At 73.1% G+C, this 14,120-nt stretch carries 9 protein-coding genes and 1 tRNA gene; 3 read left to right on the top strand and 7 right to left on the bottom strand.

Going from position 1 to position 14,120, the window contains the following annotated elements; genetic code table 11:
• Positions 1-27: 27 nt before the first annotated feature.
• From ACZ5DC_RS08120 to leuS, 5 genes are all read right to left on the bottom strand, one after another.
• Positions 28-2,868, bottom strand: a complete 2,841-nt coding sequence (locus ACZ5DC_RS08120; RefSeq protein ID WP_468651272.1) for a ComEC/Rec2 family competence protein — start codon at positions 2,866-2,868, stop codon at positions 28-30.
• A gap of 77 nt (positions 2,869-2,945) precedes the next feature.
• Positions 2,946-4,094 (bottom strand): ComEA family DNA-binding protein, encoded by a 1,149-nt coding sequence (locus ACZ5DC_RS08125; RefSeq protein WP_468650570.1) that lies wholly within the window; start codon positions 4,092-4,094, stop codon positions 2,946-2,948.
• Positions 4,095-4,260: 166 nt separating this feature from the next.
• Positions 4,261-5,106: a DegV family protein gene (locus ACZ5DC_RS08130; protein ID WP_468650572.1), complete on the bottom strand. Its 846-nt coding sequence runs from the start codon at positions 5,104-5,106 to the stop codon at positions 4,261-4,263.
• 72 nt (positions 5,107-5,178) lie between these two features.
• Complete coding sequence (locus tag ACZ5DC_RS08135) at positions 5,179-5,916, bottom strand: hypothetical protein (RefSeq protein WP_468650574.1); 738 nt, start codon at positions 5,914-5,916, stop codon at positions 5,179-5,181.
• Between the two features lie 137 nt (positions 5,917-6,053).
• A complete protein-coding gene (gene leuS, locus ACZ5DC_RS08140; protein ID WP_468650576.1) occupies positions 6,054-8,933 on the bottom strand; it encodes a leucine--tRNA ligase in 2,880 nt (959 codons plus the stop codon).
• A 418-nt stretch (positions 8,934-9,351) separates the two neighbouring features.
• Between leuS and ACZ5DC_RS08145 the strand changes: the two genes are divergently transcribed.
• Entirely contained in the window at positions 9,352-10,632 is a 1,281-nt protein-coding gene (locus tag ACZ5DC_RS08145; RefSeq protein WP_468650578.1) for a cytochrome b/b6 domain-containing protein, read from the top strand.
• Positions 10,629-12,239 carry an NADH-ubiquinone oxidoreductase-F iron-sulfur binding region domain-containing protein gene (locus tag ACZ5DC_RS08150; protein ID WP_468650579.1) on the top strand — a complete coding sequence of 537 codons (1,611 nt, stop codon included), beginning with the start codon at positions 10,629-10,631 and terminating at the stop codon, positions 12,237-12,239. Before ACZ5DC_RS08145 ends, ACZ5DC_RS08150 begins: the two co-directional genes overlap by 4 nt.
• A gap of 115 nt (positions 12,240-12,354) precedes the next feature.
• Here ACZ5DC_RS08150 and ACZ5DC_RS08155 read toward each other — a convergent pair.
• A tRNA-Ala gene (locus ACZ5DC_RS08155) sits at positions 12,355-12,427 on the bottom strand.
• 115 nt (positions 12,428-12,542) lie between these two features.
• Here ACZ5DC_RS08155 and ACZ5DC_RS08160 point away from each other — a divergent pair.
• A complete protein-coding gene (locus ACZ5DC_RS08160) occupies positions 12,543-13,754 on the top strand; it encodes a glycosyltransferase 87 family protein (RefSeq protein ID WP_468650581.1) in 1,212 nt (403 codons plus the stop codon).
• Here ACZ5DC_RS08160 and ACZ5DC_RS08165 read toward each other — a convergent pair.
• Positions 13,744-13,977, bottom strand: coding sequence for a hypothetical protein (locus tag ACZ5DC_RS08165; RefSeq protein ID WP_030653820.1), 234 nt, complete (start codon positions 13,975-13,977; stop codon positions 13,744-13,746). The genes ACZ5DC_RS08160 and ACZ5DC_RS08165 overlap by 11 nt on opposite strands.
• Between the last annotated feature and the right edge of the window lie 143 nt (positions 13,978-14,120).

Genomic DNA, 14,120 nt, shown 5'->3' on the forward strand with positions numbered 1-14,120 from the left:
GAGCAGGGACGTCTCCCTGTCTTCTCGTCAGTCCTCTCTGACCACCCCCATCCGCCCGTTCCTCCCTCCGGTCCCGGTGACCGCGAGCGCCCCGTCCCGGTCGGTGCGCAGGACCACCGTGCCGCCGGCCCGCAGCGCGGCCACGGTCGCCGGGGCCGGGTGACCGTAGGGGTTGCCGACGCCGGCGGACACCAGCGCCACCCGGGGTGCCGCGAGGCGCAACAGCTCCGGCTCCTGATAGGCCGAGCCGTGATGGGCCACCTTCAGGACGTCCACACCGGCCAGCTCGGCCGCCACCGGGGACCGCACCAGCGCCTGCTGGGCGGGGGGTTCGAGATCTCCCAGCAACAGCAGCCGCAGCCCGCCCGTGCGCACGAGCAGTGCGACGCTGGCGTCGTTCGGCCCCTCCGGCTCCCACCCGGCACCCACGCCCTGCCATATCGGGGGTACGCGTGGGCTCTGCGGTGGCGAGGGCGGTGGTGATGGTGGTGGCCACAGCACCCGCCAGGTGAGCGGTCCGGTGCGCCGTTCCTCTCCCGCGACGGCGGTCGTCACCGGGATGTGCCGCTCGGCCGCCTCTCTTCGGACGAACTCCGCCTGCTCCGCGGGTTCCGCGAACGTCGTGGTCTCGATCGCGGCCACCGCGCGGCCCCGCAGCACGCCGGGCAGGCCCGCCACATGGTCGGCGTGGAAGTGGGTGAGGACGAGGAGGGGGACACGCGTGATGCCCAGCCGTCGCAGGCAGTCGTCGACCAGCGCCGGATCGGGTCCGGCGTCCACCACCACACCGGCGCCGTCGCCCGCCGCCAGCACGGTGGCGTCGCCCTGGCCGACATCGCACATCGCGAACCGCCAGCCCGGTGGCGGCCAGCCCGTGATCACCCGGGTCAGCGGCGCCGGCCGCGTGATCAGCAGCACGAGCAGCACTCCGAGCAGCCCGCACCACCCCGGGCGCCGCAGCAGTCTCCGGCCGGCCAGGACGACGGCCACGGTGACCAGCGCAAGCGCCAGTGCTCCCTGCCAGCTCCCGGGCCAGTCCACTCCCGCACCGGGCAGTGCCGCCCCGGTGCGGGCGACGCCGGCGATCCACCGCGCCGGCCAACTCGCGCACCAGGCCAGCACCTCGGCCACCGGCATCGCCACCGGCGCCGCCGCGAGCGCAGCGAACCCCAGGACCGTCGCCGGCGCCACCGCCACCTCGGCCAGCAGGTTGCAAGGCACCGCCACCAGGCTCACCCTTGCCGACAGCACCGCCACGACGGGTGCGCAGACGACCTGTGCGGCGGCGGCCGCCGCCAGCGCCTCGGCGAGCCGCGGGCCCACCCCGCGCCGCCGCAACGCCTCGCTCCAGCCCGGCGCCAGCACCAGGAGCGCACCGGTGGCCAGCACGGACAGCACGAAGCCGTAACCACGGGCGAGCCACGGGTCGTAGAGCACCAGCAGCAGGACGGCCGTGGCCAAGGCCGGCACCAGTGATCTACGGCGCCCGGTGGCCAGGGCGAGCAGCGCGACCGCGCCGCAGGCGGCGGCCCGCAGCACGCTGGGGTCGGGCCGGCAGACGACCACGAAGCCCAGTGTCAGCGCCCCCGCCAGCAGGGCCGTCGCCCGCAGGGAGAGCCCCAGGCGTGGCGCCAGGCCACGGCGCTCGGCGCGTTGAGCCAGGCCGGGCGGTCCGATGAGCAGTGCGAGCAGGACGGTGAGGTTGCTGCCGGAGACGGCCAGCGTGTGCGCCAGGTCCGTCTCCTCGAAGGCGTGGTCCAGTTCGGGCGTGATCCGCGAGGTGTCCCCGACGACCAGCCCTGGCAGCAGCGCCCGCGCGTCCCCCGGCAGGTCTTCGGTCGCTACCCGCAGGCCGGTTCGGAGCCGCCCCGCCAGACGTTGCGGCGCGCTCGGCCCGGCCACGATCCGCGGCTCCGGGCGGGCGCGCACCCGCAGCACGGCCGCGGTCCGGTCACCGCCCGTCAGCGCAGGCGCCAGCCGCCCCGCCACCCGCAGCCGTGTGGACGGCAGCAGACCGAGCCAGGCGGCTCGCCCGGCCGGCACGCCCTGTCCGGCGCGGTCCGGTGGCGGCCCGGAACTCCGGCTGCCCACGGCGCTCTCCTCCGGTGCCGGGACATCCGGGTCGACGATCAACAGCACGGGCGTCCGCGTCAGCGCACGTCTTCCGTCGGCCTCCTCGACGCTGCGCACCTCGGCCCGGGCCAGCACCGCCACGGGTGCCGCGTGATCGCCGCGCACGCGTGGCCTGCTCAGCCGGGGATCGCCGCTCAGCTCCACCTCGGCGGTCACGGTCGCGAACCGCCGGGCCAGCTCGGGCACCGGCCCGCGCCGCACGTCGGCCCCGTGCAGCCAGGCGGAGGCGGCTGCCGCGGCGGCACAGAGCGACACCGCGGCGACGGCGGCACGCGCCCATCCGAACTGGGCGCGTACCCACCGCACCCGTTCCGCCCATCCAGCCCGCCCGACCCACCGGGTTCGGTGGGTCGGCTGCGTCCCGCGGGTCCGCTCCGCCCGGCGGCACTGCCGCGTCACCGCCGTGCCCGGCACCGCCGTGCCGGTCACCGCCGTGCCGGTCACCGCCGGTCTCGTCCCCGCCATCCCCATCACGGCCGACCCCGGCACCGCCGACTCCGGCATCGCAGACGCTGTCGACGCCGCCCGAGGTGCACCGGCCGCGTCATCCGTCGGCGGGTCCGTCGCTGCCCGTCCTGCCCCGCCCGCCCGTCCCGGTCGCCGCACCGACAGCAGGAGCACCCCCGCGGCCAGGCAGACGACGGCGGTCACCGCGGTCCAGGCTCCCGGTGCGTCCACGGTCAGGGCCGACGTGGCCCAGGCCGCCAGTGCGGGCGGTACCAGGCGCAGGTCCATGGGGCCGCTCCGGTCGGTGCGCCCGGGGCCGTCCCCCTCGGGCTCGGAACGCGGCCCGGTCCCGTCGAGCACGCGGCTCATGGCCGTACCAGGTCGCGCAGATCGGAGAACCGGCGGTCGCCGATGCCGTTGACCTCGCGCAGTTCGTCCACCGAGCGGAAACCGCCGTGCTGGGTGCGGTAGTCGATGATGTGCTGGGCCAGTACCGGACCGACTCCGGGCAGGGTGTCGAGCTGGTCCACCGTGGCCGTGTTCAGGGAGACCGGTGCCGGCGGGCCCGTGCCGGTGGATCCGGTGAGCGGCCCTCCTGCCGGGGCGGGCGGCGCGGCGGCCCCGGCGGGGGCGCCGACGACGACCTGTTCGCCGTCGACGAGGAAGCGGGCGCGGTTCAGTCCTTCCGTGCTCACGCCCGGCCGGACCCCGCCCGCCGCCCGCAGCGCGTCGGCCACCCGGGCGCCGGCCGGCAGCCGGCGGATCCCCGGCTCGCGGACCTTGCCGCTGATGTCCACGACGATCTCCGCGCCCGGTGTCGCCGACGCGCTCACCGCCGGTCCGGCGGTCGCTCCCTCGCCCTTCTTCGCGAAGGGCGCCTGGGCACGGACCACCTGAGGGGCGCTCACCTGCTGGGGCCGGCCCGCCCAGAAGTGCTGCACGGCGAAGACAGCTGCGGCCACGAGCACCACGGCGAGCGCCACGGCCCCCCGCCGCTCCACCCCGTACCGGGTCTGGAGCCACACCGGCATCCGCTCGCGCAGCGCCAGCCCGGCCCGCTCCCGCCAGCCCGGGGCCCCGAGCCCCTTCGGTACCGGGTCGGGCTCCTGCACCGGCACCGGCACCGGCGACCGCATCGCACCGTCCGGCTCAGGCGCGGCGACAGTCGCTGCCCGCTCCCGGATGCCGCCGGACACCGACGTGACCGCTGTCACCGTCCGCCGGGAGCCCGAACGCGCGCTCAGGCCGGGTGCCAGGCCGGTCACCGTTGCCGTCGGTGTGCCCCCGGTGCCGTCCGGGACCGGCGGCGCGTTTCCCGACTCCCGCCAGTGCACGTCCCGTTCGCCGAAGAGGAGTTCCGCTCGGCGGCGCAGTTCCTCCGCCGGTGCGGAGGGGCGACGGTGGGCAGGGCGGCGGCCGGTGGAGCGGCGCTGCCGGACCCGGCCGTCGGATGCGGGGTCACGGCCGGGGCCGCTGGTCGCGGTTGCTGTGCGTGAACGCGATCGAAGTGCCATGCGACGAGGATGGGGCATTCCGCCCGATCGCGATGATCTTGGTGATTTCCCGTGGACGACCGCCACGTTGTGGATAACTTCGTCACTCACACGGGTGAAGCCGGCGGGCCCTCACATCGGCGGAACAGGCCGTACCCGGAAATCGCCGCCCCGAGCGCCGCCCCTGTCAGCGGGGCGAGACGACCGCGCCCAGCAGCCCGGGTCCGGTGTGCGCCCCGATGACCGCTCCGACCTCGCTGACGTGCAGGTCGGCCAGGCCCGGGATGCGCGCCCGCAGCCGGTCGGCGAGCGCGGCGGCACGGTCGGGGGCGGCGAGATGGTGGACGGCGATGTCGACCTCGGCGCCGCCCGCCCGCTCGGCGGCCAGCTCCTCCAGGCGCGCGATCGCCCGGGACGCCGTACGGACCTTCTCGAGCAGGTCGATGCGGCCGCCGTCCAGCTGGAGCAGGGGTTTGACGGCGAGCGCGGAGCCCAGCAGTGCCTGCGCGGCGCCGATACGGCCGCCGCGGCGCAGATAGTCGAGGGTGTCGACGTAGAAGAAGGCGGACGTGCCGTCGGCGCGTTTCTCGGCGGCCGTGACGGCTTCGTCCACCGTGCCGCCCGCTTCCGCGGCCTGGGCAGCGGCGAGCGCGCAGAAGCCGAGCGCCATCGCGACCATTCCGGTGTCCACCACCCGCACGGGCACCGGTGCCTCGCGCGCGGCGAGGACCGCCGCGTCGTAGGTGCCGGACAGTTCGGCGGACAGGTGCAGGGAGACGATGCCGCACGCGCCGGACTCGGCGACCTGGCGGTAGGTCTCCGCGAACACCTGGGGGCTGGGGCGGGAGGTGGTGACGGGGCGTCGCTTCTGCAGCGACTGGGCCAGGGAGCGGGTCGAGATCTCGGTGCCCTCTTCCAGTGCCTGGTCGCCGAGAACCACGGTCAGCGGGACCGCGGTGATGCCGTGACGCTCCATCGCCCGGGGCGGCAGGTAGGCCGTTGAATCGGTAACGATCGCGACATGGCGGGACATGAGCTGGAGGTTACCTGGCGTAGTGCCCACTCGGCAGCCCGGCCCCTGTCCCGCGGCCCGGGTCCGGGTCGCTCATGTGGTGCTTTCGGGGCGGGGTTTCTTCTGCCAGCGGGCGGTGGGGCGCCATGACGGCGGGGCGATCGCCTCGGGAGCCGGCCCCTCGGCCGCGGGGGCCCCGGGCGCCTGGGGCCAGGTCTGTTCGGTGGTCCGGCCGTCGGCCGTGGCGGGCGCTTCGGGCCACGGCGGGGGCGCCTGGCCGGGCTCGGCGCGCGTCCAGTGGCGCAGGGCGTCCGCTTCGACGTGGATCTGCGCGCTGAGGGTGCCCAGATCGTCGTCGGCGAAGCGGCGGGCCCGGTCGCGGACGGCCCAGCGCAGGGAGTCCGCGGACTTGGTGATCCGCTCGGTGCGGCTGCGCAGTTCGGGCAGGCGCGCGGTGAGCGTGGCCCGGTCCGGCTCGGACTCCAGACGCTTGAGGTCGGCGTCCAGTTCGTGTCCGTGCGCGCTGAGCCGTTCGAAGAGGCCGAGGGACTCCTTCAGCGACTCGTCCTCGGCCACGCCCGCGTGCAGCGCGTCCTGTGTGGCGCGCATGGACGTGCGCAGCGCGAGCCGTAGCTGGGCGATCTCCCCGGCGGCTCCGGGCTGCGCGAAGGACTTGGCGCGCAGGGTGTGGTCCTCGACGGTGCGGCGGGCCTGTGCGATCGTCCGGTCCACGCCGCGCTTGGCGGCGCCGACCGCCTTGACCGTGGCGTACGCGCCCAGGGCGACGAACAGCAGGAAGAGCAGGGCGAACACGGTCAGCACGACTTCCATGGCGCTCCTCCTCCGGCCGGCACGGCACGAGCCGCTGTGCTCTCCACGGTAAACGCAGCGGGCAGGTGCGGAGTTCCGGAAGAACCCCGAACCTGCCCGTAGGGGACTACCCCGAGCCGGTGATATGACCCCGGTGGTTACGCCGGCACGATGTTGACCAGCTTCGGCGCCCGCACGATCACCTTGCGGATGCCCGCGCCGTCCAGCGCCGCGACGACCTTCTCGTCGGCCAGCGCGACCTTCTCCAGCTCCTCCTCGGAGATGGCGGGCGGCACCTCCAGCCGGGCCTTGACCTTGCCCTTGATCTGCACGACGCAGGTCACGGTCTCGTCCACGACGTAGGCCGGGTCGGCCACCGGGAAGTCCTGGTGGACGACCGAGTCGGTGTGGCCCAGCTTGCGCCACAGCTCCTCGGCGATGTGCGGGGCCAGCGGGGCGACCATCAGCACCAGCGGCTCGGCCACGGCCCGCGGCACGGCGGCGCCGGCCTTGGTCAGGTGGTTGTTCAGCTCGGTGACCTTGGCGATGGCGGTGTTGAAGCGCAGGCCCTCCAGGTCCTGGCGCACGCCGTCGATCGCCTTGTGCAGGGCGCGCAGGGTCTCCTCGTCGGGCTCGGCGTCGGTGACGGTGACCTCGCCGGTGTTCTCGTCGACGACGTTGCGCCACAGCCGCTGCAGCAGCCGGAACTGGCCGACCACCGCGCGCGTGTCCCACGGGCGGGAGACGTCCAGCGGGCCCATGGCCATCTCGTACAGGCGCAGCGTGTCGGCGCCGTACTCGGCGGCGATCTCGTCCGGGGTCACCGCGTTCTTCAGGGACTTGCCCATCTTGCCCAGCAGCCGGCTGACCTTCTCGCCCTGGTAGTAGTAGGCGCCGTCGCGCTCCTCCACCTCGGCGGCCGGCACCGCGATGCCACGGCTGTCACGGTAGACGTAGGCCTGGATCATGCCCTGGTTGAACAGCTTGTGGAACGGCTCCGCGGAGGAGACGTGCCCCAGGTCGTACAGCACCTTGGACCAGAAGCGCGCGTACAGCAGGTGCAGCACGGCGTGCTCGGCGCCGCCGACGTACAGGTCGACACCGCCGTGCGGCCGGCCCTCGCGCGGGCCCATCCAGTACCGCTCGATCTCCGGGTCGACCAGCTTGCGGTCGTTGTGCGGGTCCAGGTAGCGGAACTCGTACCAGCAGGAACCGGCCCAGTTGGGCATGGTGTTGGTCTCGCGGCGGTACTTCCGGGGGCCGTCGCCCAGGTCCAGGGTGACGTTGACCCATTCCTCGTTGCGCGACAGCGGCGTCTCGGGCTTGGTGTCGGCGTCGTCCGGGTCGAAGGTGCGCGGGCTGTAGTCCTCGATCTCCGGCAGCTCCAGCGGCAGCATCGACTCGGGCAGCGCGTGGGCGACGCCGTCCTCGTCGTAGACGATCGGGAAGGGCTCGCCCCAGTAGCGCTGGCGGCTGAACAGCCAGTCGCGCAGCCGGAAGTTGACGGTGCCCTCGCCGATGCCCTCGCGCTCCAGCCACGCGGTGATGCGCGCCTTGGCCTCGACCACGCCCAGGCCGTTCAGCCGCACGTCGTCGCTGTCGGAGTTGACGATCTTCGCGTCGTAGGAGACGAAGGCGTCGTCCCAGGTGGACGCGTCGGTGCCGCGGCCGTCGGTCGGCTCGACCACGCAGCGGATCGGCAGCTCGAAGGCGCGCGCGAAGGCGAAGTCGCGGCTGTCGTGCGCGGGCACGGCCATGATCGCGCCGGTGCCGTAGCCCATCAGGACGTAGTCGGCGATGAAGACCGGGACCTGCTCGCCGTTGACCGGGTTGGTCGCGTACGCGCCGGTGAAGACGCCCGTCTTGTCCTTGGCCTCGGCCTGCCGCTCGACGTCGGACTTCGAGGCGGCCTGCGCGCGGTAGGCGGCGACGGCCTCGGCCGGGGTGGCGTGGCCGCCGGTCCACACCTCGTGCGTGCCCTCGGGCCACGCCTCGGGGGTGAACTTCTCGACCAGCGGGTGCTCGGGCGCCAGCACCATGTAGGTCGCGCCGAACAGGGTGTCCGGGCGGGTGGTGAAGACGGTGATGCGCTCGCCGTCGATCGGGAAGTCGACGCGGGCGCCCTCGCTGCGGCCGATCCAGTTGCGCTGCTGCAGCTTGATGGCCTCGGGCCAGTCCAGCTCCTCCAGGTCCTCCAGCAGCCGGTCGGCGTAGGCGGTGATGCGCATGTTCCACTGGCGCAGCTTGGCCTTGAAGACCGGGAAGTTGCCGCGCTCGGAGCGGCCGTCGGCGGTGACCTCCTCGTTGGCCAGCACGGTGCCCAGGCCCGGGCACCAGTTGACCGGCGCGTCGGAGGCGTAGGCCAGCCGGTACTCGCCCAGGACGTCGGCCCGCTCGGTGTGGGTCAGCTCGTTCCACGCGCGCGTGGTGCCCGGGACGGCGCGCTCACCGGACTCGAACTGTGCGATCAGCTCGGAGATCGGGCGGGCTTTGCGCGCCTCCTCGTCGTACCAGGAGTTGAAGATCTGCAGGAAGATCCACTGGGTCCACTTGTAGTAGTCCGGGTCGATCGTGGCGAACGACCGGCGCTTGTCGTGGCCCAGGCCCAGCCGGCGCAGCTGGGACTTCATGTTGCCGATGGCGGCCTCGGTGGTGATCCGCGGGTGCTCGCCGGTCGTGACGGCGTGCTGCTCGGCGGGCAGGCCGAAGGCGTCGAAGCCCAGGGTGTGCAGGACGTTGTGGCCGGTCATGCGCTGGAACCGGGCGTAGACGTCGGTGGCGATGTAGCCCAGCGGGTGGCCGACGTGCAGGCCCGCACCGGAGGGGTACGGGAACATGTCCATGATGAACTTCTTGGGCTTGGCGACCAGCTCCGGATCTCCCGCCAGGTCGCCCGTGGGGTTGGCCGCCGCGTAGGTGCCGTCCGCGTCCCAGAAGTCCTGCCAGCGTGCCTCGATCTCGGCTGCCATGGCGGCCGTGTAGCGGTGCGGCGCGGCCTCCGCCGACGCGGCGGTGGCAGCGGGGTTCGTCTCGCTCATGATCCTCAAAGCTCCATCGATCGTCTCTGCCTGCGGGCGTGACATCCAAAGAAACGAAAAAACCCCTCGCACAGGAGGGGACGCCGCGCCGATGCCGACCTCACGGGTGGACCGGGGTCGGTACTGATCAGCGCGGCCCGCTAAGCAGAAGGCGTACGGCACGCATGGCGTTAGGGTACCGCAGCCCTTGAGCAAGCCGCGAGGCGCTTCCGTATCCCTGGTGGACATGTCACGAAGCCCGCCGGAACTGAACGAAGGCCAATGATTACTTCGCGTAACGTCCCCTAGGGGACACCTCCCCTCAGTCGCATGATCCGTTGATAACAACGCAATAACTCAAACCCCGTACTGATCGGTATGGCGCCACTTAGAGTGCGGCAGCGGGACCGCTTTCCCGAAACTGCTCGGAGTTGCCCCCATGAACCCTCGTCGTAGTACCAGTTCGCTCCCCAGACCGGGCCGCTCGGCCTATGGGGTGGCGTCCGCTGTCGTCCTGCTGCTCATACCCGTGGTCGTGCTGATCGGAGGCAGCCAGTTCCGCGAGTTCCTGAACTTCGGCGCGGGCGTGCTGTCCCTCGTCTCGCTGAGCTGCTCGGTGATCTGGGGCCTGTTCGCCCAGGACCGGATCTTCCTGAACACGCGGCAGCGGATCATCGGCCAGGCGGTGCACCGGACGACCGCGGTCGCCTCGATCGCGTTCCTGTTGCTGCACATCACCACGAAGATCGCGCTCGGCCACACCCAGCTGATCGCCGCGATCATTCCGTTCTCGCTCGGCGTCACCGGAATCGCCGGCCTGATCGGACTGGGCTCGCTCGCGGGCCTGCTGATGGTCTTCGTGGGCATCACCGGCGCCCTGCGCAGCAATTTCGCCACCCCGGCCCCGGTCGCCGCCCGCTGGCGGGCCATGCACATGCTGGCCTATCCGGCCTGGTGCGCCGCGCTCGTCCACGGCCTCTACGCGGGTCGCTCGGCCAAGCCGGTCTTCGTGATCCTCTACAGCCTCTCCCTGCTCGGCGTGATGGGCGCCCTCGCGCTGCGCGCCGCGCCGCGCCCGGTCAAGCGGAAGGTCGCCGACCGGCTGGTGGCCCTGTTCGGCAGCTCGGAGCGGCCCGGGCTCGACGAGCTGGACGCGAGCCGCTCGCGGGTGGCCGAGTCGGCACTGCCCGGCTTCGAGAGCCGGCGCGAGCCGCGCATGGCCTCCGCCGACACGGTGACGTCCCCGCTCTACCAGACCCCGGCCGCCGCCGGCGAGCCCGGGCCCGGCTTCGCGGCGGCCTACCGCACTGTCTCCGCGCCCGGACGCCCCCAGCAGCCGTACACGGCCGACCAGACCGCCCGCATGGACGTGCCGGTGGACCTGCGGCCCACGGAGGCCGTCCCGCGCGTGGACGGCCCCTCCAGCACCTCGGGCAGCTGGCCGATCCCGTCCCCGCCGCCGGTCGGCGAGGCCCCGCCGTCCGCGTACGACCCGCTCCAGGACACCGGATACACCATCCCGGTCTACGGCAATCCGGGCACACCCGGATACGGCGGAAGTGACGTGTACGACACCGGTGAGACAAACGGCCTCTACGGCGCGTACAACCCGGGTGACACGTTCAGCAGCGGTCCCGCCACCGAAACGCTGCCCGGCTCGTCCTACGAGACACCGGGCTCGGGCGAACCCTGGAACACGCCTTCCGGAGGCTTTAAGTGAACGAGGCCCTGCCCGACGTCCCCGAAGTCCGCGTGGTCGGGCTTCCCCAGCTCACGTCGGGCTTCGACCTTGTGGAGCGGCTCGATCTGGCCATGCACCTGAAGGTGCACGGGCCGCTCGACCCGCTGGGCGGCGAACAGCTCGCCCAGCTCGCCGAGCGCATCAACCTCAAGGGCCGCGGCGGCGCCGGCTTCCCCTTCCACAAGAAGCTGCGCTCGGTCGCCGAGGCGGCGATCAAGCGCGGGGTGCGGCCGGTCGTCGTGGTCAACGGCAGCGAGGACGAGCCGGCCTGCCGCAAGGACACGGTGCTGATCAACCGCGCGCCGCACCTCATCCTCGACGGCGCGCTGCTGTGCGCCGAGGCGCTCGGCGCGCGCACGCTCGTCATCGGCGTCACCCGGGAGTCCACGCAGCGCTCCATGGAGGCGGCGCTCGCCGAACGCGGACTGAGCAACAGCCGCAGATCGGCGCTGCGCGCGTGGGTGCAGCGCAATCCGGTGCGCATGGTCACCGGCGCCGCCGCCTCGCTGATCCGCTCCGTCGACGGCGGGCCGGCGATCCCGCCCGGCCGCAAGGTCAGCGCCTCGCAGAGCGGCGTCGGCGGCGCGCCCACGCTGCTGTCGAACGCGGAGACGTTCGCGCAGCTGGCCATCGCGGCCCGCATCGGCCCGGAGCGCTACGGCAACACCGGTCTGTACGACGAGCCGGGCACGGTGATGCTCACGGTGTCCGGCGCGGTGGCCCGTCCCATGGTGATCGAGGTGCCCACGGGCGTGCCGCTGCGCTACGTGCTGCAACTGGCCGGCGCCCCGCCGGTGCCGCAGGGCGTGCTGACCGGCGGTTACCACGGCAAGTGGATCGACGCGGCGACCGTCGACGAGGCGATCGTCTCCCGCAACTCGCTGGACGCGGTGGGCGGTTCGCTGGGCGCGGGCGCGATCCTGCCGATCAGCCAGGAGACGTGCCCGCTGGGCGAGTCGCTGCGGGTCGCGCAGTGGCTGGCCGAGGAGAGCGCGGGCCAGTGCGGGCCCTGCTACCTGGGACTGCCCGCCGCCGCGCGCGGGCTGGAGGACATTTTGAACGGCGGCGGGCCGGCCGCCCTGGAGGCGCTGAAGCAGGTCGCGAAGAACGTGAAGCGGCGCGGTGCGTGTTCGCACCCGGACGGCTCGGCGATGTTCCTGGAGTCGACCATCAAGGCGTTCACGGACGACCTGGCCGCGCACGTCCTCGGGAACGGCTGCGGACGGCCCGTGGAGGGCGTGCTGCCGCTCTTCGAGGGGGGCAGGGCCCCTACGGGCGTGCCGGGCGGCGGAGAGCCCGCGGAGGCCGGCGCCAGCCGCCAGAAGATCTACGTCGACTGGACGCTCTGCCGGGGTCACGGGCTGTGCGCGGACATCCTGCCGGAGGTGTTCGAGCTCGGCGCCGACGGCTTCCCGACGGTGGCCCAGGCGCAGGTGCCGCGCTACGCGGAGGCCAAGGCGCTGCGCGCGGTGCGCCGCTGCCCGGCGCTGGCCCTGCGCCTCGAGGAGGACACGCGCGGGCAGGCGCCGTCGCGCAACCTGCCGGTCCTCTCCCAGGGCCGCGGCCGGCGCGCGCTCGGCCGCTGAGGACACGCGAAGGGGGCGGGCCACCGTACGGGCGGCCCGCCCCCTTCGCCCGGTCGCGGCGTCGCAACACGCCGAAGGCGGACCATCCGTCAGGATGATCCGCCTTCGACTTCTGTGGAGCTAAGGAGAATTGAACTCCTGACCTCCTGCATGCCATGCAGGCGCTCTACCAACTGAGCTATAGCCCCTTGTTCTGTTGTTTCGCCCGGTTCCCCCGGCGACGACGTAAACATTACAGGGAGGAGGGCGCAGCACAAAATCGGTTTCTGCTCCACACCGATTCGCCCGCTAATGTCGGTTTTCATGGCCATGATCGCGTCGCCTTCAGCCCGCCGCGGGGTCCCCGTCGCGCTGGGCGTGTGCCTGGTGTCCTTCGCGGCCTTCTGGGCCGCTCAGCGGGCCGCGCACGTGTCCATGATCGACCTGATGGTCTACCGCGCGGAGGGCGCCACGGTGCGCGCCGGCGGCGACCTGTACGCGCTGCGCGCGACGGCCGCGCGCCTGCCCACCACCTACCCGCCCTTCGCGGCCCTGCTGTTCACGCCGCTGCCCCTGCTGGACACCGCGCTGCTGCGGGAACTGGCGACGGCCGGGAACCTCGCGCTGCTGGTGGTCTTCGTCCGGCTGTCGCTCAAACTCGTCGGCCACGCGCGCGTGGAGACCGTGTGGTGGGTCGCGGCGTCCGCCGTGTGGTGCGAGCCGGTGTGGACGACGGTGCGCTACGGCCAGATCAACCTGCTGCTGGCCGTCCTGGTGCTGTGGGACCTGACCCGCCGCCCGGCCGGCGGGTTCGACCGCTGGACGGGCATGGGCCTCGGGCTGGCCGCCGCGGTTAAGCTGACACCCGCGCTGTTCCCCGTGTTCCTGCTGGCCACGGGGGTGGTGGCCCGTCTGAGGGGCGGTCAGGGCGAGCCATGGCTGCGGCACGCGCGCGGGGCGGCCGTCGCGTTCGCCGGGGCGACGCTGCTGGCGGCGGCCGTCCTGCCGTACGACTCCCGGCGGTTCTGGACGCGGGCGCTGTTCCGTGCGAGCCGGGTCGGGCGCGCCGAGGACACCGCCAATCAGGCCCTGCGCGGCGTCCTGGCGCGCCTTCTGCACACGCCCGAGCCGGGAGCGCTCTGGACGGCCTGTGCGGCCGTGGTGGCCGTCCTGGGCCTCGCCCTGGCCGTCCGGGCGGAGTTGCGGGGGCAGCGGGCCTGGGCGGTGTGCGTCTGCGCGGTCACCGCCCTGCTGATCAGCCCGGTCTCCTGGACCCACCACTGGGTGTGGTGCGTGCCGCTGGCGCTGCTGCTGTGGACGCGCGGGCAGCGGGCGGCGGCCCTGGGGGCCGTGCTGGTGTTCTGCTCCTACGCCCCGTGGTGGGTGCCGCACGGAACCGGACGGCCGGAACTGCACCAATCGGCCGCGCAGTTGGCGCTGTCGGCCGTCTACACGGGCGCGGGCGCCGTGTTCCTCGCACTGGCCCGGACATCGTTGCCGAAGGCCGGACCGGGCGGGGTCCGCGTCAAGCCGTGACGAACTGGTAGAACCGCTTGAGCGTGCAGTGCTCCTCCAGGAGACGGCCGTAGATCGGCTCGCCCTCCAGCTCCCGGTACGTCTCGATCGGGTCGCCTTTTATGATCAGTGCCCGCGCGCATTCCTCGCACCAGTACTGGTAATCGGGATTGATCGGCTCCATGTCCCGCACGATCGGGGTACCGCTCCCGCACCAGTCGCACTTTCGCCTGTGTGCACCCATCGATCAGCTCCAGCTGTGGCCGCAGGCCGTGCACACGTAGGAAATTCCGCCGTTGTCGCCGAGGACCTGCGCCACATGCGCGGAACCGCAGGAAGGGCAGCTCAGCCGGGTGGTCGTGTCCCGTATTAACGCCGCACCGAGGA

The sequence above is a fragment of the Streptomyces sp. NPDC031445 genome, assembly GCF_055581365.1.